The sequence below is a fragment of the Streptomyces sindenensis genome, from assembly GCF_014649035.1.
Taxonomy (GTDB): Bacteria; Actinomycetota; Actinomycetes; order Streptomycetales; family Streptomycetaceae; genus Streptomyces; species Streptomyces sindenensis.
Window position 1 is genome coordinate 36671 of record NZ_BMSG01000021.1, and the last position, 19340, is coordinate 56010.

The following is a 19340-nucleotide window of genomic DNA, read 5'->3' on the forward strand; positions in this document are numbered from 1 at the left end:
CCGACGTCACGATCGACGTCCTAGGGAGTCCCGGGGCCAACAAGCTCTGACCGACAGCCGCGCCGTCTCCTCAGACCCGGCGCAGCACCGCCACCACCTTGCCCAGAATGGTCGCCTCGTCGCCGGGGATCGGCTGGTACGCGGCGTTGTGAGGCAGCAGCCATACGTGACCGTCCTCCCGGCGGAAGCGCTTGACCGTGGCCTCGCCGTCGAGCATGGCGGCGACGATGTCCCCGTTCTCCGCGACGGGCTGGCGGCGGACGGTGACCCAGTCGCCGTCACAGATCGCGGCCTCGATCATCGAGTCGCCGACGACCTTCAGGACGAACAGCTCACCGTCGCCGACGAGCTGGCGGGGCAGCGGGAAGACGTCCTCGACGGACTCCTCGGCGAGGATCGGGCCACCGGCGGCGATCCGGCCCACCAGCGGCACATAGGACGCGGCGGGCTTGCCCGTCGTGTCGGTCGGCTGGGTGCTGGGCTGGTCCGATCCGCGCACCTCGTACGCGCGGGGGCGGTGCGGGTCCCGGCGGAGGAAGCCCTTGCGCTCCAGGGCCATCAGCTGGTGGGCCACGGACGAGGTGCTGGAGAGGCCCACCGCCTGACCGATCTCCCGCATGGAGGGCGGGTAACCCCGTCGCTGCACGGAGTCGCGGATGACCTCGATGACCCGCCGCTGCCGGTCCGTGAGCCCTGAGCTGTCCGCCCGGATACCGGGGGGCCTGCCGGGCATGGAACGTCCGGGGCGCGCGGGCTCGGGCCCGTCCGTGTTCGTGACTGAGTCATTCATGGCATGCACCGGCTCAAGTCGGCTCTGGGAGCGGTGGTCCCGGGCGGTGATGGTGGCGCTGTCTGCGGTGGTGGTCACGTCGGCCCCTCTCGAATGTTCTCCCTAGCTGGACAACGGTAGTAGCTTTCGAAAGGTTGCGCCAAACACACGTTCGAGTGAAAAACGAATAAAGGGGTGCCGTGGTACTGCCGACGGGTGTATGGGTGCCGCGGTGAAGGTCGTTCGCCCTCCGTGGCGGCCCTGCCGCGGGCCCCGGCCAAGTCTGTCACCCGGACCTGTGTGCGGAGTCTTTCATCCGGCCCGGACGCCGAAGCCCCGGCGGCTCGGCGGCCCCCGCGTTTCCCGTACCCTCTTCTCTGGCCCACGCTCCCCGGGCGGCCTCACGGCGGTCTCGCGGCGGCGTTCCGGTGACGCCCGACGCGCGACACGCGATGGGGTCCAAAGCGCGACCCAACCCTAGATCTAGTGGTTGGATTGCCTCAGTCACCCAGAAGTTGTGGTCTCGGTTCAACCGTGCCGTGGTCATCGCCTATGCTGGAGACTGCTTCCAGGGGCCCGGACAAGGCCCTGAAGAGGCTATTCGGTCGTGCGCGTGAAGGAGGGTTGGGAGCCATGCACTGCCCCTTCTGCCGGCACCCCGACAGCAGAGTCGTCGACAGTCGCACCACCGACGACGGGACGTCGATCCGTCGCCGCCGCCAGTGCCCCGACTGCTCCCGCCGCTTCACCACGGTGGAGACCTGCTCGCTGATGGTGGTCAAGCGCAGCGGCGTGACCGAACCCTTCAGCCGCACCAAGGTCATCTCCGGCGTCCGCAAGGCATGCCAGGGGCGGCCCGTCACGGAGGACGCCCTCGCCAAACTCGGCCAGCGGGTCGAGGAGGCGGTGCGCGCCACCGGCAGCGCCGAACTGACCACCCACGACGTGGGACTGGCCATCCTCGGCCCCCTGCAGGAACTCGACCTCGTCGCGTACCTGCGCTTCGCGTCCGTGTACCGGGCGTTCGATTCCCTGGAAGGCTTCGAGGCCGCCATCGTGGAACTGCGTGCGCAGCGGCCTTCCGCGGAGGACTGCGGGAACGGCGAGACCCCCGAGGTCCCCGCCCCCGCCATTGCCGCCGACTGAGCGGTAAGCGCCCGTCACGGTCCGGAGTCACCTCCGCCGACCGGTGGCCGGGCGAATCAAGACCTGTTCCCGTGGCCGAGTGCGGCCCACGGGGCAACGGACACACACTGTGCCTGGGAAGATCTGGGCACTTCAGGGCGTTTTCGCCCACATATGGGAGGCGGCATGACAGAGACGGCGAGCGGCCCGGCACGAGGTTCCCGCACCAAGGGCGCCAAGGTGAGCAAGGGTCTGCGTATCGAGCGCATCCACACCAACCCCGGCGTGCACCCGTACGACGAGGTGACGTGGGAGCGCCGTGACGTCGTCATGACCAACTGGCGCGACGGCTCGGTCAATTTCGAGCAGCGTGGCGTCGAGTTCCCCGACTTCTGGTCGGTGAACGCGGTCAACATCGTCACCAGCAAGTATTTCCGCGGCGCCGTCGGCACGCCGCAGCGCGAGACCGGCCTCAAGCAGCTGATCGACCGGATCGTGAAGACGTACCGGAAGGCCGGCGAGGACTACAACTACTTCGCCTCTCCCGCGGACGCCGAGATCTTCGAGCACGAGCTGGCCTACGCCCTCCTGCACCAGATCTTCAGCTTCAACTCGCCGGTCTGGTTCAACGTCGGCACGCCCCAGCCCCAGCAGGTCTCCGCCTGCTTCATCCTGGCCGTCGACGACTCCATGGAGTCGATCCTCGACTGGTACAAGGAAGAGGGCATGATCTTCAAGGGCGGCTCCGGCGCCGGCCTGAACCTCTCCCGTATCCGTTCCTCCAAGGAGCTCCTCTCCTCCGGCGGCAACGCCTCCGGACCGGTCTCGTTCATGCGCGGCGCCGACGCCTCCGCCGGAACGATCAAGTCCGGTGGCGCGACCCGCCGCGCGGCCAAGATGGTCATCCTCGACGTCGACCACCCCGACATCGAGAACTTCATCGAGACCAAGGTGAAGGAGGAGGAGAAGATCCGCGCGCTGCGCGACGCGGGCTTCGACATGGACCTGGGCGGCGACGACATCACGTCCGTCCAGTACCAGAACGCCAACAACTCGGTCCGGGTGAACGACGAGTTCATGAAGGCCGTCGAGTCGGGCGGCAAGTTCGGGCTGCGCGCCCGGATGACCGGCGACGTCATCGAAGAGGTCGAGGCCAAGTCCCTCTTCCGCAAGATGGCCGAGGCCGCCTGGGCCTGCGCCGACCCGGGCATCCAGTACGACGACACCATCAACGCCTGGCACACCTGCCCGGAGTCCGGCCGGATCAACGGCTCGAACCCGTGCAGCGAGTACATGCACCTGGACAACACCTCGTGCAACCTCGCCTCGCTGAACCTGATGAAGTTCCTCAAGGACGACGGTCTGGGCAACCAGTCCTTCGAGTCCGAGCGCTTCGCCAAGGTCGTCGAGCTGGTCATCACCGCGATGGACATCTCGATCTGCTTCGCCGACTTCCCCACCCAGAAGATCGGCGAGAACACCCGCGCCTTCCGCCAGCTGGGCATCGGTTACGCCAACCTCGGCGCCCTCCTGATGGCGACCGGTCACGCGTACGACAGCGACGGCGGCCGCGCGCTCGCCGGCGCCATCACCTCGCTGATGACCGGCACCTCGTACAAGCGCTCCGCCGAACTGGCCGCGGTCGTCGGCCCGTACGACGGCTACGCCCGCAACGCCGAGCCGCACCAGCGCGTCATGAAGCAGCACGCCGACGCCAACGCCAAGGCCGTCCACATCGACGACCTCGACTCCCCGGTCTGGGCCGCCGCCACGGAGGCCTGGCAGGACGTGATCCGGCTCGGCGCGAAGAACGGCTTCCGCAACGCGCAGGCCTCGGTCATCGCGCCCACCGGCACCATCGGTCTCGCGATGTCCTGCGACACCACCGGCCTGGAGCCCGACCTCGCCCTGGTCAAGTTCAAGAAGCTGGTCGGCGGCGGCTCGATGCAGATCGTCAACGGCACGGTGCCGCAGGCGCTGCGCCGCCTCGGCTACCAGCCCGAACAGATCGAGGCGATCGTCGCCCACATCGCCGACCACGGCAACGTGGTCGACGCACCCGGCCTGAAGACCGAGCACTACGAGGTCTTCGACTGCGCGATGGGCGAGCGGTCCATCTCCGCGATGGGCCACGTCCGGATGATGGCGGCCATCCAGCCGTGGATCTCCGGCGCGCTCTCCAAGACGGTGAACCTCCCCGAGAGCGCCACCGTCGAAGACGTCGAAGAGGTCTACTTCGAGGCGTGGAAGATGGGCGTCAAGGCGCTCGCGATCTACCGCGACAACTGCAAGGTCGGCCAGCCCCTCTCCGCCAAGACCAAGGAGAAGGAGAAGGAGGAGGTCACCGCCAAGGCCGAGGAGACCATCCGCGAGGCGGTCGAGAAGGTCGTCGAGTACCGCCCGGTCCGCAAGCGTCTCCCCAAGGGCCGTCCCGGCATCACCACCTCCTTCACGGTGGGCGGCGCCGAGGGCTACATGACCGCCAACTCCTACCCGGACGACGGTCTCGGCGAGGTCTTCCTGAAGATGTCCAAGCAGGGCTCGACCCTCGCGGGCATGATGGACGCCTTCTCCATCGCCGTCTCGGTCGGTCTGCAGTACGGCGTCCCGCTGGAGACGTACGTCTCGAAGTTCACCAACATGCGCTTCGAGCCGGCCGGCATGACGGACGACCCGGACGTGCGGATGGCGCAGTCGATCGTCGACTACATCTTCCGCCGCCTGGCGCTGGACTTCCTGCCCTTCGAGACCCGTTCGGCCCTCGGCATCCACTCCGCCGAGGAGCGCCAGCGCCACCTGGACACCGGCAGCTACGAGCCGTCGTTCGAGGCGGACGGCCTGGACGCGGACAGCCTGGCCCAGTCGGCCCCGGTCCACGCCGAGCCCCTGAAGGCGGTCCCGGCTCCCGCGGAGTCCGCGGTGAAGGCGGCGCCGAAGACCGCGCACACCTCGGCCGAACTGGTCGAGATGCAGCTCGGCATCAGCGCCGACGCCCCGCTCTGCTTCTCCTGCGGCACGAAGATGCAGCGCGCCGGCTCCTGCTACATCTGCGAGGGCTGCGGCTCGACCAGCGGTTGCAGCTGACCGGACGCCTGAGCGCGTGCGGAACCGCGTAGGGCTCAGCTGACCCGCGGCTCACGAAGGGGACCGGCCACCGGCCGGTCCCCTTCGGCATGCCACCCCGGGTTGTCCGGAACTGACCGTCGTCAGCCGTCAGCCGTCAGCCGTCAGCCGTCAGCCCTCGGCGGGCCGGCTTCCCATCGCGGCGGCGAAAGCGTCGGGGTCGCCGTCGTAACCGCGCACGGCCGACCGGAAGCCCCAGGGGCCCGAGCCGTCCCGGGTGAACTCCCCGACGACCGCCGCGGTCGCCCAGGCCACGCCGGAGAAGTCGTCCGCCGCCAGCTTCGTGTAGCCCTCGGCGATCTCCATCGCCGTGCTCCCTATGGCGCCGAAGGTCTTGTGGCCGTCGCGCTGCTGGATGGCGACACCGACCACCACCCGCCCGTACCGCTCGGCCAGCCGGTTCAGCTCGATGGTCATGACCTCGTCGAAGCCGAAGCCCTGGCCGGTCCGGCTGTCCCGGTTCAGCGTGATGGTGCCGTCCGGGGAGCGGCTGTCGAAGTGGACCAGGTAGGCGGGGGCGCCGTAGGGATCATCGGCCGGGTACGTCGCCGCGATGATGTCGAGGTCGTTGGCCGCCGCCCCGTGCGGGCTGGGGTCCCATTTGACCCGTACCTCGACCTTCTCGATGTCCTTGTTCGGAGTGCTCAAGAAACTCCCCTCCCGGCCGACGGCCCACGGGCCGTTCTCCTCACCCGATACACGACTGACCCGATCATGTACGGAACCGGCCGCCGAACCAACTGCCCCGGAATCGGACGGCGGATTCGGGCCATTCGACGTCCGTGGCCGCATTCTCAGTGGGGGATCCTGCGCGGCGGGCGCTGCCGGACCTGCTCGTGGAACGACCGGTTCGGGTGCACTCCCGGGGACCGTGACGCGTGCCACGTTCCGCGCCGTACGATGGCGCGGTGCTGGTGAAGTGGATTCGCTGTTCGGTGGTGGACCGTCACGGTTTCGAACGGGGGCAGCGGAAGTGGGCGGGGTTGGTCGGTGAGCCGGGGTTCCGGGGACAGAGCGGCGGGTGGAGCCGGACGCGCCCCGAAGTCGCCCATGTCTTCGCGTTCTGGGAGAACCGCGTCTTCTACGACTCCTTCATGGCCCGCGGTCACGACCGGCTGGCGGCCGGGCAGTCGGGCATGTTCCGCGACATGCAGGTCACGCTCTTCGAGCGTCGCTTCGACGTGAAGACGGGCTTCGAGCCCCACTTCGCGGAGGCGGACGTCGCCAGGGTCGCGCACAGCCGGGTGCACGAGGACCGGGCCGAGCACTTCGTGCTGATGCAGCAGCAGGTCTGGAATCCCGCCATGGCCGGATCGCCCGGCATGCTGCGCGGCGTGTTCGGCGAGGCACCGGGCAACGAGTTCCTCGCGCTGTCCCTGTGGAAGTCGAGCGCCGAGCGCGGCAAGTACCGCGCGGCCGGGGCCGAGCGGCTGGCGGCCCGCGCGCAGATCGAGACGGACGTGATCGAGCTGACGGGCGACGTCGTGGAACTGGAACCGTCCTGGACGGTGTGACCCCGGGCGGTCTGCTCATGGGCGGTGCGACCCGCGCCGCGCCCTCCTGCCGCCCCGACCGGTCGTGCGGGTCCGATCCGTTCTAGGCTCGGGACATGGCACGACCGCAGCGCATTGTCCTCGTCCGGCACGGTGAGTCCGAGGGCAACGCCGACGACACGGTGTACGAGCGGGAGCCCGACCACGCGCTCCGGCTCACCGCCACCGGTCTGCGGCAGGCCCGGGAGACCGGGGAGGAACTGCGCGAGCGGTTCGGCGACGAGCGGGTGAGCGTCTACATCTCGCCCTACCGCCGCACCCACGAGACGTTCCGGGCCTTCGACCTCGATCCGGCGCGCGTCCGGGTCCGCGAGGAGCCCCGGCTGCGCGAGCAGGACTGGGGCAACTGGCAGGACCGGGACGACGTACGGCTGCAGAAGGCCTACCGGGACGCCTACGGGCACTTCTTCTACCGCTTCGCCCAGGGCGAGTCCGGCGCCGACGTCTACGACCGGGTGGGGGCGTTCCTGGAGAGCCTGCACCGGAGCTTCGAGGAGACGGACCACCCGGAGAACGTCCTGCTGGTCACCCACGGACTGACGATGCGGCTGTTCTGCATGCGCTGGTTCCACTGGTCGGTCGCGGAGTTCGAGTCGCTGTCCAATCCGGGCAACGGCGAGACGCGGACGCTGCTGCTGGGCAAGAACGGCCGCTACACCCTCGACCGGCCCTTTCAGCGCTGGCGGAACCCTGAACCGTACGGCCGCACCGGTTAGAGTGGCTGTGCGATGACCGCTGATTCTGCTTCCGCGCGGCGCTTCGAACGCGCCCTGGCCAGCCTGCGTGGGCTGTCCGTGGGAGACGCCCTGGGCTCCCAGTTCTTCGTTCCGGCCAACTACCCCCTGCTGAAACAGCGGGCCCTGCCGCCCGGGCCCTGGCAGTGGACCGACGACACCGAGATGGCCTGCTCGGTCCTCGCCGTGCTCGCCGACCACGGCCGTATCGACCAGGACGCGCTCGCCCGCTCCTTCGCCGAACACCACGACTTCGACCGCGGCTACGGCCCCGCCGTCAACCGGCTCCTCCGGCTCGTACGGGAGGGCGGCGACTGGCGGGAACTGTCGTCGTCGCTGTTCAAGGGCCAGGGCTCCTGGGGCAACGGTTCGGCGATGCGCATCGCCCCGCTCGGCGCCTGGTACGCGGACGATCCGGAGCAGGCGACGCACCAGGCGGAGATCTCGTCGTACCCCACCCACCAGCACCGTGAGGCCGTCGTGGGGGCGATGGCCGTGGCCGCCGCAGCGTCGCTCGCCGCCGCTCCCGGCGGACAGCCCAGCCCCGAGGACCTCCTCGACGGCGTCATCGCGCTCGTGCCCCGCAGCGCCGTCGGCGCGGGGCTGCGCCGGGCCCGCGACATGCTGGACTACCAGGACGCGGGGACGGTCGCCGCGGTCCTCGGCAACGGCCGCCGGACCAGCGCCCACGACACCGTGCCGTTCGCACTCTGGTCGGCCGCCAGGAGCCTCGGGAACTACGAGGAGGCGTTCTGGGTGACGGCCCAGGCGGGCGGCGACGTCGACACGACGTGCGCCATCGTCGGCGGTGTCGTCGCGTCGGGCGAGACCGGAGCACCGCCCTCCGGCTGGCTGGCGCAGACCGAGGAGCCACCGGCGTGGATGGCCCCGTCCCCGCGCTGAGCCATCCGCTCCTCTGCCGAGGACCCCTCTGTCACGGTCCTGCCACAGGATCACTCTGCGTATCCGCGAACGCGGGTTCGGGACTACTCTTTCGGCCACGCCGCCCCTGGTTGATCTTGAGGGCGCGCGCCGAATGAGACACCGGGCCGGGCGTACGGCCGTGGGCCGCGCCCGGAACCGGTGGGGGAGGGGTCCCATGTCCGATCAGCCGTCCGAGGCGTCCAGACCGCCGGAACAGCCGGCGGAAGCCGGCACACCACCGGAGCCGCGACCGGAACCGCAAGCACCGGCGTCCACAGAGAACGCCGGAACCACCGCGCCCGCCAGCACCACAGCGACCGCCGAGACCACCAGGACGACAGCGACCGCCACGACCGCCGAGGCCGCCAAAACCACCGCGCCCGCCGAGGCCACCGCGCACCCCGGCACGCCGGCAGGCGCGGGCACGCCGGCTGCCGGGCCCGGCAACCCCTGGCAGTACGGTGCGGGGTCGCCCGGAGCCAAGAACAGCACGGGCGACGGTGTGACCGCCCGGCTCCGGCCACCCGCTCCGCCCCTGATGCGCTCCGCCGTGCTCTGGTCGGCTCTGGCCACCGCCGTCCTGAGCGCGCTCTTCCTGGGCGACGGGCTCGGGGTGAACCTGCTGATCGTGGCCGTGCCCGCCGCGCTGGCGGCGTTCTTCGCCGCGCGGTCGGCGGGCCGTCGGCTGCGGCCCTGGACCGTGACCTGGGCGGTCGGTGGCCTCGCGCTGCTCGCCGTGCCCGCGCTCCGTGACGCGGGCTGGCCCACCTTCCTGGCCGTGGTCTCCGCCTTCGCGCTCGGCTCGCTGGCGCTGCACGGCAGCCGGAGCTGGCTGGGGGTCATGATCGGCTCGCTGGGCCTGTTCGACGCGGTCGTCCCCGGCATCATCTGGGGCGTACGCGGGGTACGCGCCCGCGCCGACGGCTCCCGGGCGCGCTGGGGCACGGCCCTGCGCACCACGGCGGTGGCCGTCGTGCTGCTGGTGGTCTTCGGGACGCTCTTCGCGAGCGCGGACGCCGCCTTCGCCGACCTGCTGGGCAACCTCACGCCCGACGTCTCGCTCGGCGAGGGCCCCTGGCGGATCTTCCTCTTCGCGCTCGGTCTGGCTGGTGCGCTCGCCGCCGCCCACACCGCGGCCGCCCCGGTGCGCTGGGACGGGATCACCGTTTCCCCCGGCAAACCCCGGGGACGGATTGAGTGGGCCCTCCCGCTGATCGTGCTCAACCTGCTCTTCGCCGCGTTCATCGCCCTCCAGCTCGTCGTCCTCCTCGGGGGTTACGAGAAGGTGCGGGCGGAGACCGGGCTCGACCACGCCGAGTACGCCCGCCAGGGCTTCTGGCAGCTGCTGTGGGCCACCCTGCTCACCCTTCTCGTCATCGCCCTCGCTCTGCGCTGGGCCCCGCGCGGCGGCAGCCGGGACCGGACCCTGGTGCGCGCCGTCCTCGGCACCCTCTGCGTGCTCACCCTCGTCGTCGTCGCCTCGGCGCTGCGCCGCATGGACCTGTACGTCGACGAGTACGGACTCACCAGGCTCCGGATATCCGTGGCCGCGATGGAGCTCTGGCTCGGGGTGGTGCTGGTCCTGATCCTGGCGGCCGGGGTCTTCGGGGCACGGTTCCTGCCCCGGGCCATCGCGGTGAGCGCGGCGGCCGGGGTCCTGGCCTTCGGACTGCTCTCGCCGGACGGACTGATCGCCGAGCAGAACGTCCAGCGCTTCGAGGCCCGCGAGTCCGCCGGCATCGACATCGACTACGTCAAGGACCTCTCCGCCGACGCCGTACCGGCCCTGGACCGACTGCCCGAACCGGAACGCTCCTGTGCGCTGCGGATCATCCAGCGCGAGGTTCTCCACGACGACACCCCCTGGTACGCGACCAGCTGGGGCGAGGCGCGGGCGAGGGAGATCCTGAACAAGCGCCCGGTGCAGGGCGACGGCCGGGACTGCTACCGCCTCGGCACCAACGGGGTACGCGACGGCTACGAGCCGGACGACGACGGCTACGACCCGTACTGAGCGACGGCTTCGAGAGCGGCGCCGCCGCTCCGGACCGCCGCGGCCTCTGAGCCCACGGGCCCCTCTGACTCCCCTGTTTGCCCTGGGGTCGGAGGGCCCGCAGGCCCTCTGACCCCGCCCTCGATGGCTGATTCGCAGTAAGCACGGTGCCCCGGGGTGTTGCTGCCGTGGCTCTCGGCGTACGCTGGCTGGCGCCATGCCGTACGAACCACCCACGCACACCGTCGAGCGCTCGATTCGCGCTACCACCGGTGCCAGGACCGTCGCCGGTGTCGATGAGGTCGGACGCGGCGCTTGGGCCGGACCCGTCACCGTGTGCGCGGCGATCACCGGTCTGCGCCGACCGCCCGAAGGTCTCACCGATTCCAAGCTGTTGACCCCGCGGCGGCGTGCCGAGCTCGAACCCGTGCTGCGGAGCTGGGTCACCGCCTATGCCCTGGGCGACGCCTCGCCGCAGGAGATCGACGACCTCGGGATGACCGCCGCTCTCCGGCTCGCCGCCGTGCGCGCCCTGGAAGGGCTGCCGGTCCGTCCCGACGCGGTGATACTCGACGGCAAGCATGACTACCTGGGCGTTCCCTGGAAGGTCCGCACCGTGATCAAGGGCGATCAGTCCTGTATCGCGGTCGCGGCGGCCTCGGTGATCGCCAAGGTGCACCGTGACCGGATGATGGCCGAGCTCGGTGCCGCGTCCGAGGACTGCGTCGACTTCGCCTTCGACGCCAACGCGGGATATCCCTCGCCCGTGCACCGGGCCGCGCTGGAGGAGCGGGGGCCGACGGCCCATCACCGCCTCTCCTGGTCGTACCTGGACGCGCTGCCCCGGTGGCAGCACCTGAAGAAGGTCCGTATTTCCGCCGAGGCGGCCGCACTCGAAAGCGGGGGCCAGCTCGGCTTCGAATTCTGATCGCGCGCACGCGCCCCTTTTACCGGCGCCGACGACCTCGGCGTCCGACACCACCCAGACCACCGTCATGCCTCTGATCTCCGAGGAGCCTCAGATTCCCGAGAGCGCCCAGGGTCCCCGCGTCACTCCGGCCGCCGGCCGCACCGCGCCGACCCCTCGTCCCGTACCCGGCCCGCGTTCAGCGGCCACCCCGCGTCCCGGCCGCCCGGGCCCCGGCCCCGCGCGTCCCGCGCCCCCGGCGCAGCGCGCCCACCCCGCCCCCGCGGCTCCGGTACCGGCCCCCGCCCGTCCGAAGCCGACAGAGAATGGTTCCGCACCGCAGATCCAGCTGATCCCGGCCCCGGCGGCCGGTGCGCTCGACGCCGCCGAGGAAGCGGTCGACCTGCTGCTGGAGTCCGGTCGCGCACCGGGCGACATCCTGGTCCTCACCACCGGCGAACAGCACCCGTGGGCCGCCCACGAGCTGTCCTTCGGCGAAGCCGCGTACTGGGCCCAGCACGACGCCGGCGACGACGTCTTCTTCGCCGACGTATCCGCGGCCGACCGGGCGGCGTCCCGGCCCGTGGTCGTCGTCGCGGTCAACGGCGACGCCGACCGGACCGTGGCGCGCACCCTGCCCGTCGCCCGTGACCGCGCGGGCGCGCTGCTGATCGTCTGCGGGGACCCGCAGACGATCAACTCCGCACTCGGCGCCGGGGTCTGAGGCCCATCCCGCCGGTGCTCCGGCCGCCCACGAGCGGGCGGCCGGAGCACCGGCGGGGGCGGTCAGCGGGCCGCCGTGCGACGCAGCGCCTCCACGGCTCCGCCGCCCGACCGGGTCGGTGCGGTCCGGTGGTCGCCGACGGAGACGGTGTCGGCCAGGAGCGAGGGCTCCGACAGCGAACTGGGCCGCCGCCCGCCCCTTCCCTCGCCGAGCACCTGCCAGCCTCCGCGGGTCAGCGTGATGTACGCGCCGCAGCGCAGCCCGTGCAGGGTGCAGGCGTCCCGCAGGCCCCACATCCACGCGCCGTCCTCCTCGGTCCACCGTTCGTCGCCGTCACGGCAGTACAGAAGTACCGCCGTACGGACCGGAGCGCGGCGGCGCAGATCGTGCGGGATGACCCGCCGCAACTGCACCAGCAGGGCGTTGCGGAACTCCCAGCCGTCCGCGGCCACCGTCGGCCGTCGGGCGAACGAGGCGCTCGCGGTGAGCCGTTCCTCATGGTCCAGGACCGCGACCACCGCGGTGGCCGGAGCCGGATGGTGCCGGGAGTGCAGCCCGCTGACCACTTCCCGGGGATTGCGCAGCAGAGGGATGCCCGCCGAGGCCCACTCCGCCGGCTCCAGCATCCGGGCAAGATGATTGGCGGAGCCGGCGGGAACCGAGGCCGATGTCGACGTGGCTGAGGACGGGGCGAATCCGAAGGTCACGGTCCTCCCTTCGCTACGCGCCCACGGTGCGGGCAGGGTCGAGTGAGGGCGCGCCGCGGCACAGCCCTTCCGGGCCCGGCGAGAACTGTGCGGGGGCGCTTCCCATCCTCCCTGGCCTACCGGCAGGCGGCAACGAGCAATTGCTGAGGCTGACGGGTATCAGCCGGAATGACACTGATATCCCTGCCCAGACCCGTCCGGGATGACGCCCCTGTCACCCCTGAACCGCGAGGACCAGCGGAAACACCCCCTGAGCCCCGGCCCGCCGCAGCAGGCGTCCGGCCACGGCCAGGGTCCAGCCGGTGTCCGACAGATCGTCCACCAGCAGAACGGGGCCGTCCGCCGCCGCCAACGCCGCCGCCAGATCCGGCTCCACGACCAGCGTCTCGTGCAACGCCCGCACGCGCTGCGCGCTGTTGGTCCGGGACATCGGCACCTCATCGGAGCCCGGCGCGTAGGAGACCGTCCCGAGCAGGGGCATCCGGCCGATCTCGGAGATGCGCCGGCCTAGCGACTGGACCAGCTGCGGCCTGTGGCGTGAGGCGACGGTCACCACACCGACCGGCCGGGGAGCCGCGTCCGCCGAGCCGGAGGCCCAACCGCCCGGCCCCTTCGCCCAGTCGGCGAGCACGGTGACCACGGCGTCCGTGACATCGTCCGGCACCGGAGCGTCCGGAGCCTGCGCCGCCAGCATGGGGCGCAGCCGGTTGCCCCAGCCGATGTCGGAGAGCCGGCCCAGCGCCCGTCCGGCGAAGGACAGTTCGCCCGCGGGGATACGCCCCTTGAGATCGACGCCCACCGAGGGCAGGCCGGTGGGCCACATCCTGCGGGGATCCACCTCGACACCGGGCCGGCCCAGCTCGTGGCGGGCCCCGTCCAGGGCGGCGGTGGAGACCTTGTCGTCGAAGCGGGCGCCCGCGCAATTGTCACAGCGTCCGCAGGGTGCGGCCGCTTCGTCGTCCAGGCGCAGCCGCAGGAACTCCATCCGGCACGCCGTCGTCGAGGCGTAGTCGCGCATCGCCTGCTGCTCGGCCTCCCGCTGCCGGGCGACCCAGGCGTAACGCTCGGCGTCGTAGACCCAGGGGGCGCCCGTGGAGATCCAGCCGCCCTTGACGCGTTTCACGGCACCGTCGACGTCCAGCACCTTGAGCATCGTCTCCAGCCGGGTCCGGCGCAGATCGACCAGGGGCTCCAGCGCCGGGAGCGAGACCGGACGCCCCGCGTGGGCCAGCACGTCCAGGGTGCGCCGCACCTGCTCCTCGGGAGGGAAGGCGACGGAGGCGAAATACTGCCAGATCGCCTCGTCCTCCTTGCCGGGGAGCAGCAGCACCTCGGCGTGCTTCACACCGCGCCCCGCACGCCCGACCTGCTGGTAGTAGGCGATGGGGGAGGAGGGCGAGCCCAGATGCACGACGAAGCCGAGGTCGGGCTTGTCGAATCCCATGCCCAGCGCGGACGTGGCGACCAGGGCCTTGACCCGGTTCGCCAGCAGATCGTCCTCGGCCTGCTGCCGGTCGGCGTTCTCGGTCCGCCCAGTGTACGAGGCGACCGCGTGCCCGTTCTGGCGCAGATAGGCGGTGATCTCCTCGGCCGCCGCCACGGTCAGCGTGTAGATGATTCCGGAGCCGGGAAGCTCGCCGAGATGGTCGCCCAGCCAGGCCAGCCGGTGCGCGGCATTGGGCAGCCGCAGCACGCTCAGGCTCAGGCTCTCCCGGTCCAGGGGCCCCCGCAGGACCAGCGCGTCCGTGCCGGCGCCGGTGCCCAGCTGCTCCGCGACGTCCGCCGTCACCCGGGCGTTGGCCGTGGCGGTCGTGGCGAGCACCGGGACGCCGGCCGGCAGGTGGGCGAGCATCGTCCGCAACCGCCGGTAGTCGGGCCGGAAGTCGTGTCCCCAGTCGGAGATGCAGTGGGCCTCGTCGACCACCAGGAGCCCGGTCGCCGCGGCCAGCTTCGGCAGCACCTGGTCGCGGAAGTCCGGGTTGTTGAGCCGCTCCGGGCTCACCAGCAGCACGTCGACCTCGCCCGCCGCCACCTCGGCCTGGACGCTCTCCCACTCCTCGGTGTTGGAGGAATTGATCGTGCGGGCGCTGATCCCGGCCCGGGCCGCCGCCGCGACCTGGTTGCGCATCAGCGCCAGCAGCGGTGAGACGATGACGGTCGGGCCGCCGCCCTGCGCGCGGAGCAGCGAGGTCGCCACGAAGTAGACGGCGGACTTGCCCCAGCCGGTGCGCTGCACCACCAGAGCCCTGCGCTTGTCGGCGACGAGTGCCTCGATGGCCACCCACTGGTCCTCGCGCAGCACGGCCGTACCGCTGTCGTCGCCCACCAGGCGGGCGAGAACGGAATCGGCCGAAGCCCTGAGCGCTGCACGGTCTGCGTTGGTCATGCCCCCATGCAACCCGATGACTACGACAAACCGCGAACGGCGGCGCGACCCCTGTGGATAACTTTATCCACAGGGGTCGCGGGATTCGGTGGCTCGGGGGACCGTCGAGCCATGAACAAGCACCACGAATCCACCGGCCCCGCCGGGGAGCAGCAGATCACCCTGCGCGGTCCCGCCGACCTCGCCGACGCCCTCCCGTATCTCATGGGCTTCTATCCCAACGACAGCGTCGTGATGGTGGCCCTGCACGGCGGCCAGGGCCGGTTCGGCGGCCGGCTCCGCCTCGGGATTCCGCAGGCGCCCGGCGAATGGGGCCCGGTCGCCGACCAGTTGGCCGAGTGCCTGGTCTCGGGGAGCGAGCGTCGCGAAGGCAGGCCCGACGCGATCGTGATCTTCCTCTGCCAGGACTCACCGGACGGTTCGAGCGGTCGGCTGACCATGGAGCGGCTCAGGCCGTTCGCGCAACGTCTGCGTACGGCGTGCGGAGCGCTCGACGTCCCCGTCCTCGAAGCGCTCTGCCTCTCCGACGGCCGTTACTGGTCCTACTGCTGCCCCGACCCGCGGTGCTGCCCCGACCAGGGAAACCCCCTGGCCATGCCCGGGACGACGGTGATGGCCGCGGCCGCCACCTACGCGGGCGTCCACGTCCGGGGCACGCTGCGCGACATGGAGGCACGCCTCCAGCCCTGGCGGACCCCGGCAGCCGTGCGGGCGCAGGAGAAGGCTTTGGACACGGCCGGACCGGCGCTGCTGCCGAGGCTTCTCGACGAGCGGGCCAGGCGGGAGGTCACGGCGGAGACCCTCCGGCTGGCGCGCAGGCTCATGGACCGGATCGAGGACGCGCAGCCCGCGCCACCCGCGCTCGCGGACGCCGGGGACGACCAGCTGATCGGTTCCGACGAGGCCGCCGCCGTCATCCTCGGGCTCCAGGACCGCGAGACCCGGGACAGGGCCGCCGCCTGGATGGAGGGGCCGGAAGCCCAGTCCGCCCTGCGGTTGTGGCGGACGTTGGCACGGCGCTGCGTCGGACCGTACGGGGAGCATGCCGCCGCCCCGCTCACCCTGGCCGGCTGGGTCTCCTGGTCCACCGGCGACGAGCCGGGCGCCCGGGTCGCCCTGTCGCTGGCGCTGCGCGCCGATCCGGACTACACGTTCGCGCAACTGCTGCACCGGGCCTGCAACGAAGGGCTCGATCCGGAGGCCTTGCGCCGGTGTCTGCGCGAGGCGGCCGACGCCGATGCCGATGAGGAGGAAGCGGGCGCCGACACCGAAGCGGTGGAGGCGGCAACGGGGCCCGGCACCGAAGCGGTGGAGGCGGCAACGGGGCCCGGCACCGACCGGGGTGCAACCCCCCTGCACGTCCGCAAGGTCCGCGCGTCGCCCGACGGGGGGCGGCGGCGGGCGCGCGCTCCGCGCCCTCCGGGCACCGGGCGGCCCAGGGCGTCATCCGGCTCGACGCGTCCCCGGGTCCCGGCGGCCGGGCGGCGGACGCGCGATGCCCGGCGGTACGGCCGACGCGGCAGCAGGGCGCGGCGGCATGACTGACCGTCTCCTCGACCGCGCGCCCCGACCGCACCGTGGTGCCGCACACCCCGGCGCATCCGAAGCCGTGGCACCCGGACTGATCACGAGCATGCCGAAGGGAGTGTTTATCGTCAGGCAGACGACTATGATCGCGGCATGCCGCCCTACGACCCGTCGACCTTCCCGCCCTTCGCAGTCACCGTCGACCTGGTCGTGCTCACGGTGCGCCGTCACGCGCTCTGCGCGCTGGTCGTCCGACGCGGAGAGACCCCGTTCCAGGGCCGGTGGGCGCTGCCCGGCGGTTTCGTCAGGCTGGACGAGGATCTGGCCTCCGCGGCGGCGCGCGAGCTCGTCGAGGAGACCGGCCTCTGTGCGCACGATCCGGCGAAACCGGCCGTGGGCAACGGGGCACATCTGGAGCAGCTGGCCACCTACGGGGATCCGGCGCGCGACCCCCGGATGCGCGTGGTCAGCGTCGCCCATCTCGCCCTCGCGCCCGACCTGCCCGCGCCCCGGGCGGGCGGCGACGCCAACAGCGCGCGCTGGGCGCCGGTCGAGGATCTGCTGCATCCCGGCCCCGGGCGGGAGGGCGAACAGGCGGCGCCGCTGGCCTTCGATCACGCGCGGATCCTGGCCGACGGGGTGGAACGGGCCCGCTCCAAGATCGAGTACTCCTCGCTGGCCACGGCCTTCTGCCCGCCCGAGTTCACCGTCGGCGAGCTGCGCCGGGTGTACGAAGCGGTGTGGGGCGTCGTCCTCGACCCCCGTAACTTCCACCGCAAGGTCACCGGGACGCCGGGATTCCTGGTGCCGTCCGGCGGGACGACCACGCGCCAGGGCGGACGGCCCGCGCAGCTCTTCCGGGCCGGGGCGGCCACGGTGCTCAATCCGCCGATGCTGCGACCCGAGGTCTGAGCCGCCGGGCGTTTCCCCGGGCCGGTCCCACGGAACGCCCGTCGATCCGCCCCTGCGCCAAAAGTCTGAAATGTCGCGTTATCTTGCTGCGGTACCCCCTTGCCGCCGAGCGGTCTCACCGTCCGCGAGAGACGCGAGAGAAGCGATGCTCCAGGCCATCGGACTGACCAGCGCCCCCCGTCGCGACGGACCGCCCGCCGTGAACGATCTGACCTTCGAGGCCCCTCCCGGCCGGGTCACGGCCCTGCTGGGCGCCCCCGGCTCGGGTCGGACCACGGCCCTGCGGCTGATGCTCGAACTGGACGCCGGGCGGGGCGTCGCCTACTTCAAGGGGCGGCCACTGCACCGCATCGCCCACCCGGCACGGGAGGTGGGCGTGCTGCTCGGCGACGTGCCCGGCCACCCCTCCCGGACCGTCCGGGGGCAGCTCCGGATGCTCTGCGCGGCCGCGGGCGTACCCGCCGCCCGGGCCGACGAGGTGCTGGAGGTCGTCGGCCTCGCCGGACTCGGGGACCAGCGTCTGGGGACCCTGTCGGTGGGGATGGACCGGCGGCTCGGGCTCGCATCCGCGCTGCTGGGAGACCCGCACACCCTGATCCTGGACGAGCCGGCGGACGGGTTGTCGCCGCGCGAGAACAGCTGGCTGTACGGGCTGCTGCGCGCGCACGCGGCCCAGGGCGGCACGGTCCTCCACACCACCGGCGACCCCAAGGAGGCGGCCCGCACCGCCGATCGCGTCATCACCATCGGCGGCGGACGCCTCGTCGCCGACCAGGACGTCGCCGACTTCGCCCGCACCCGGCTCCGGGCCCGCGTCGCCGTGCGCACCCCGCACGCCGCCCGGCTGGCGGCCGTGGTCAGCCGGGAGGCCCGGGCCGCGCGGCGCTCGGTCGAGGTGGTCGAGGAGGCGGGTGGCCGGCTGACGGTGTACGGCAGCAACTGCGCGGAGATCGGTGACACCGCCTACCGGCACGGCGTCCCCGTGCACCAACTCGCCGACGAGATCGGCGACACCGGCCCCGCCGAACCGGCGGCCGGGGGAGTGGAGCGGGACGACGCGGCTGTCGCCCTCTCCGAGCTGCCGCCCCCGATCCGGGTGCGGCCCGCGCGCGGCCCCCTGCGCCCGCTCCGCTACGAACTGCGGCGCTCCCTCGGCGTCCGGACAACGACCATGATCATGGCGGCCGTTCTGGTCGTGTCGGCCGCGATGTCCGTCCTGCTCGCCCGCACCGACGGCACCGCCCTCCCCCGCGTGCTGGCCGCCTGGCCGGCGCTGCTGCCGCTGCCTCCCGCCGCCCTCGGCGCCGGTCTGCTCGGGGCGCTGTCCTTCGGGGACGAGTTCCGCTATCCCGCGCTCGCCGCCGCTCGCGGCACCGTGCCCCGGCGGCTCGGGCTGTTGCTGGCCAAGCTCACCGTGACGGCGGGCTTCGCCCTGTTGCTCGCCGCGCTCACCGTGGTGGGCGGAGCGCAGAGTCTCCGGCTCGTGTACGGACCGGACTTGATCGACGTCCCCTCGGACGCCTTTGCATGGGGGGCGAGTTGGGCCGGTCTGACGGTTGGCTGCGCCTGGGCGGGTCTGCTGGCCGCCGGAGTCTTCCGGGTGGCCGGGGCGGGTATCGCCGCCGTACTGGCCGTACCGGTGCTCGTCGTTCCGCTGGTGCAAAAGGTGTTCGCGGTACCGTCCGCGCGTTCGGTCGCCGGGCTCCCGGGCCGCCTGCGCGAACTGGCCGGGTGGCAGCTGCCGCAGCAGGCGGACCACTGGATCCTCGGCGTCGCACGGGTGGTGGCGCAGCCCGTCGGGACCGCGCTCGCCCTGTCGCTGGCAGCCCTGATCTGCGCGTATCTGTTCACCGGCCTGAGGGGAAAGGCGCGTTGGTGATCGCCGCAGCGTCACGTCGAGGGGAGGAGCCCGCAACTCCCTGAAAAATGACCGCTTTGTGCGGATATGGCGTCAAT

At 72.0% G+C, this 19340-nt stretch carries 15 protein-coding genes; 11 read left to right on the forward strand and 4 right to left on the reverse strand.

Features of this window, described 5'->3' with window-relative positions; genetic code table 11:
- Positions 1–70 precede the first annotated feature (70 nt).
- Positions 71–868, reverse strand: coding sequence for a transcriptional repressor LexA (gene lexA, locus IE145_RS21980; RefSeq protein ID WP_010072358.1), 798 nt, complete (start codon positions 866–868; stop codon positions 71–73).
- 534 nt (positions 869–1402) lie between these two features.
- Between lexA and nrdR the strand changes: the two genes are divergently transcribed.
- Both nrdR and IE145_RS21990 read left to right on the forward strand, forming a co-directional pair.
- Positions 1403–1915 (forward strand): transcriptional regulator NrdR, encoded by a 513-nt coding sequence (gene nrdR / locus IE145_RS21985; protein ID WP_189527171.1) that lies wholly within the window; start codon positions 1403–1405, stop codon positions 1913–1915.
- A gap of 165 nt (positions 1916–2080) precedes the next feature.
- A complete protein-coding gene (locus IE145_RS21990; protein ID WP_189527172.1) occupies positions 2081–4978 on the forward strand; it encodes a vitamin B12-dependent ribonucleotide reductase in 2898 nt (965 codons plus the stop codon).
- Between the two features lie 150 nt (positions 4979–5128).
- On the opposite strand, the gene IE145_RS21995 is transcribed toward IE145_RS21990, so the two are convergent.
- Positions 5129–5665: a TerD family protein gene (locus IE145_RS21995; RefSeq protein ID WP_189527173.1), complete on the reverse strand. Its 537-nt coding sequence runs from the start codon at positions 5663–5665 to the stop codon at positions 5129–5131.
- A gap of 260 nt (positions 5666–5925) precedes the next feature.
- Here IE145_RS21995 and IE145_RS22000 point away from each other — a divergent pair, with 260 nt between their 5' ends.
- The 6 genes from IE145_RS22000 (at position 5926) to IE145_RS22025 (ending at position 11852) form a co-directional block, all read left to right on the forward strand.
- Positions 5926–6531, forward strand: coding sequence for a YdbC family protein (locus IE145_RS22000; RefSeq protein WP_189527174.1), 606 nt, complete (start codon positions 5926–5928; stop codon positions 6529–6531).
- Between the two features lie 95 nt (positions 6532–6626).
- Complete coding sequence (locus IE145_RS22005) at positions 6627–7286, forward strand: histidine phosphatase family protein (protein ID WP_189527175.1); 660 nt, start codon at positions 6627–6629, stop codon at positions 7284–7286.
- A gap of 12 nt (positions 7287–7298) precedes the next feature.
- On the forward strand, positions 7299–8207 hold the full coding sequence (locus IE145_RS22010; RefSeq protein WP_189527176.1) for an ADP-ribosylglycohydrolase family protein: 909 nt from the start codon (positions 7299–7301) through the stop codon (positions 8205–8207).
- Between the two features lie 196 nt (positions 8208–8403).
- Positions 8404–10242, forward strand: a complete 1839-nt coding sequence (locus tag IE145_RS22015) for a DUF4153 domain-containing protein (RefSeq protein ID WP_189527177.1) — start codon at positions 8404–8406, stop codon at positions 10240–10242.
- A gap of 196 nt (positions 10243–10438) precedes the next feature.
- Positions 10439–11149, forward strand: a complete 711-nt coding sequence (gene rnhB / locus IE145_RS22020; RefSeq protein WP_189527178.1) for a ribonuclease HII — start codon at positions 10439–10441, stop codon at positions 11147–11149.
- 67 nt (positions 11150–11216) lie between these two features.
- Positions 11217–11852 carry a hypothetical protein gene (locus tag IE145_RS22025; RefSeq protein ID WP_189527179.1) on the forward strand — a complete coding sequence of 212 codons (636 nt, stop codon included), beginning with the start codon at positions 11217–11219 and terminating at the stop codon, positions 11850–11852.
- Between the two features lie 62 nt (positions 11853–11914).
- Here the strand turns inward: IE145_RS22025 and IE145_RS22030 are convergent, their stop codons facing one another.
- Both IE145_RS22030 and IE145_RS22035 read right to left on the reverse strand, forming a co-directional pair.
- Entirely contained in the window at positions 11915–12559 is a 645-nt protein-coding gene (locus IE145_RS22030) for a hypothetical protein (protein ID WP_189527180.1), read from the reverse strand.
- A gap of 214 nt (positions 12560–12773) precedes the next feature.
- Positions 12774–14945 carry a RecQ family ATP-dependent DNA helicase gene (locus IE145_RS22035; RefSeq protein WP_189527181.1) on the reverse strand — a complete coding sequence of 724 codons (2172 nt, stop codon included), beginning with the start codon at positions 14943–14945 and terminating at the stop codon, positions 12774–12776.
- A 111-nt stretch (positions 14946–15056) separates the two neighbouring features.
- Between IE145_RS22035 and IE145_RS22040 the strand changes: the two genes are divergently transcribed.
- The 3 genes from IE145_RS22040 (at position 15057) to IE145_RS22050 (ending at position 19263) form a co-directional block, all read left to right on the forward strand.
- A complete protein-coding gene (locus IE145_RS22040; protein WP_189527182.1) occupies positions 15057–16490 on the forward strand; it encodes a DUF4192 domain-containing protein in 1434 nt (477 codons plus the stop codon).
- Between the two features lie 135 nt (positions 16491–16625).
- Complete coding sequence (locus IE145_RS22045) at positions 16626–17384, forward strand: NUDIX hydrolase (protein ID WP_189527183.1); 759 nt, start codon at positions 16626–16628, stop codon at positions 17382–17384.
- Between the two features lie 145 nt (positions 17385–17529).
- Complete coding sequence (locus IE145_RS22050) at positions 17530–19263, forward strand: ATP-binding cassette domain-containing protein (RefSeq protein WP_189527184.1); 1734 nt, start codon at positions 17530–17532, stop codon at positions 19261–19263.
- The last annotated feature ends 77 nt before the right edge of the window (positions 19264–19340 follow it).

Excerpts from the sequence above, each read along its gene's own strand:
- IE145_RS22045 (WP_189527183.1), top strand. The coding sequence starts at position 16,626 with ATGCCGCCCTACGACCCGTCGACCTTCCCGCCCTTCGCAGTCACCGTC.
- IE145_RS22010 (WP_189527176.1), top strand. The coding sequence starts at position 7,299 with ATGACCGCTGATTCTGCTTCCGCGCGGCGCTTCGAACGCGCCCTGGCC.
- IE145_RS22005 (WP_189527175.1), top strand. The coding sequence starts at position 6,627 with ATGGCACGACCGCAGCGCATTGTCCTCGTCCGGCACGGTGAGTCCGAG.
- IE145_RS22015 (WP_189527177.1), top strand. The coding sequence starts at position 8,404 with ATGTCCGATCAGCCGTCCGAGGCGTCCAGACCGCCGGAACAGCCGGCG.
- IE145_RS22040 (WP_189527182.1), top strand. The coding sequence starts at position 15,057 with ATGAACAAGCACCACGAATCCACCGGCCCCGCCGGGGAGCAGCAGATC.
- rnhB (WP_189527178.1), top strand. The coding sequence starts at position 10,439 with ATGCCGTACGAACCACCCACGCACACCGTCGAGCGCTCGATTCGCGCT.
- IE145_RS22050 (WP_189527184.1), top strand. The coding sequence starts at position 17,530 with ATGCTCCAGGCCATCGGACTGACCAGCGCCCCCCGTCGCGACGGACCG.
- IE145_RS22035 (WP_189527181.1), bottom strand. The coding sequence starts at position 14,945 with ATGACCAACGCAGACCGTGCAGCGCTCAGGGCTTCGGCCGATTCCGTT.
- IE145_RS21990 (WP_189527172.1), top strand. The coding sequence starts at position 2,081 with ATGACAGAGACGGCGAGCGGCCCGGCACGAGGTTCCCGCACCAAGGGC.
- IE145_RS22025 (WP_189527179.1), top strand. The coding sequence starts at position 11,217 with ATGCCTCTGATCTCCGAGGAGCCTCAGATTCCCGAGAGCGCCCAGGGT.
- nrdR (WP_189527171.1), top strand. The coding sequence starts at position 1,403 with ATGCACTGCCCCTTCTGCCGGCACCCCGACAGCAGAGTCGTCGACAGT.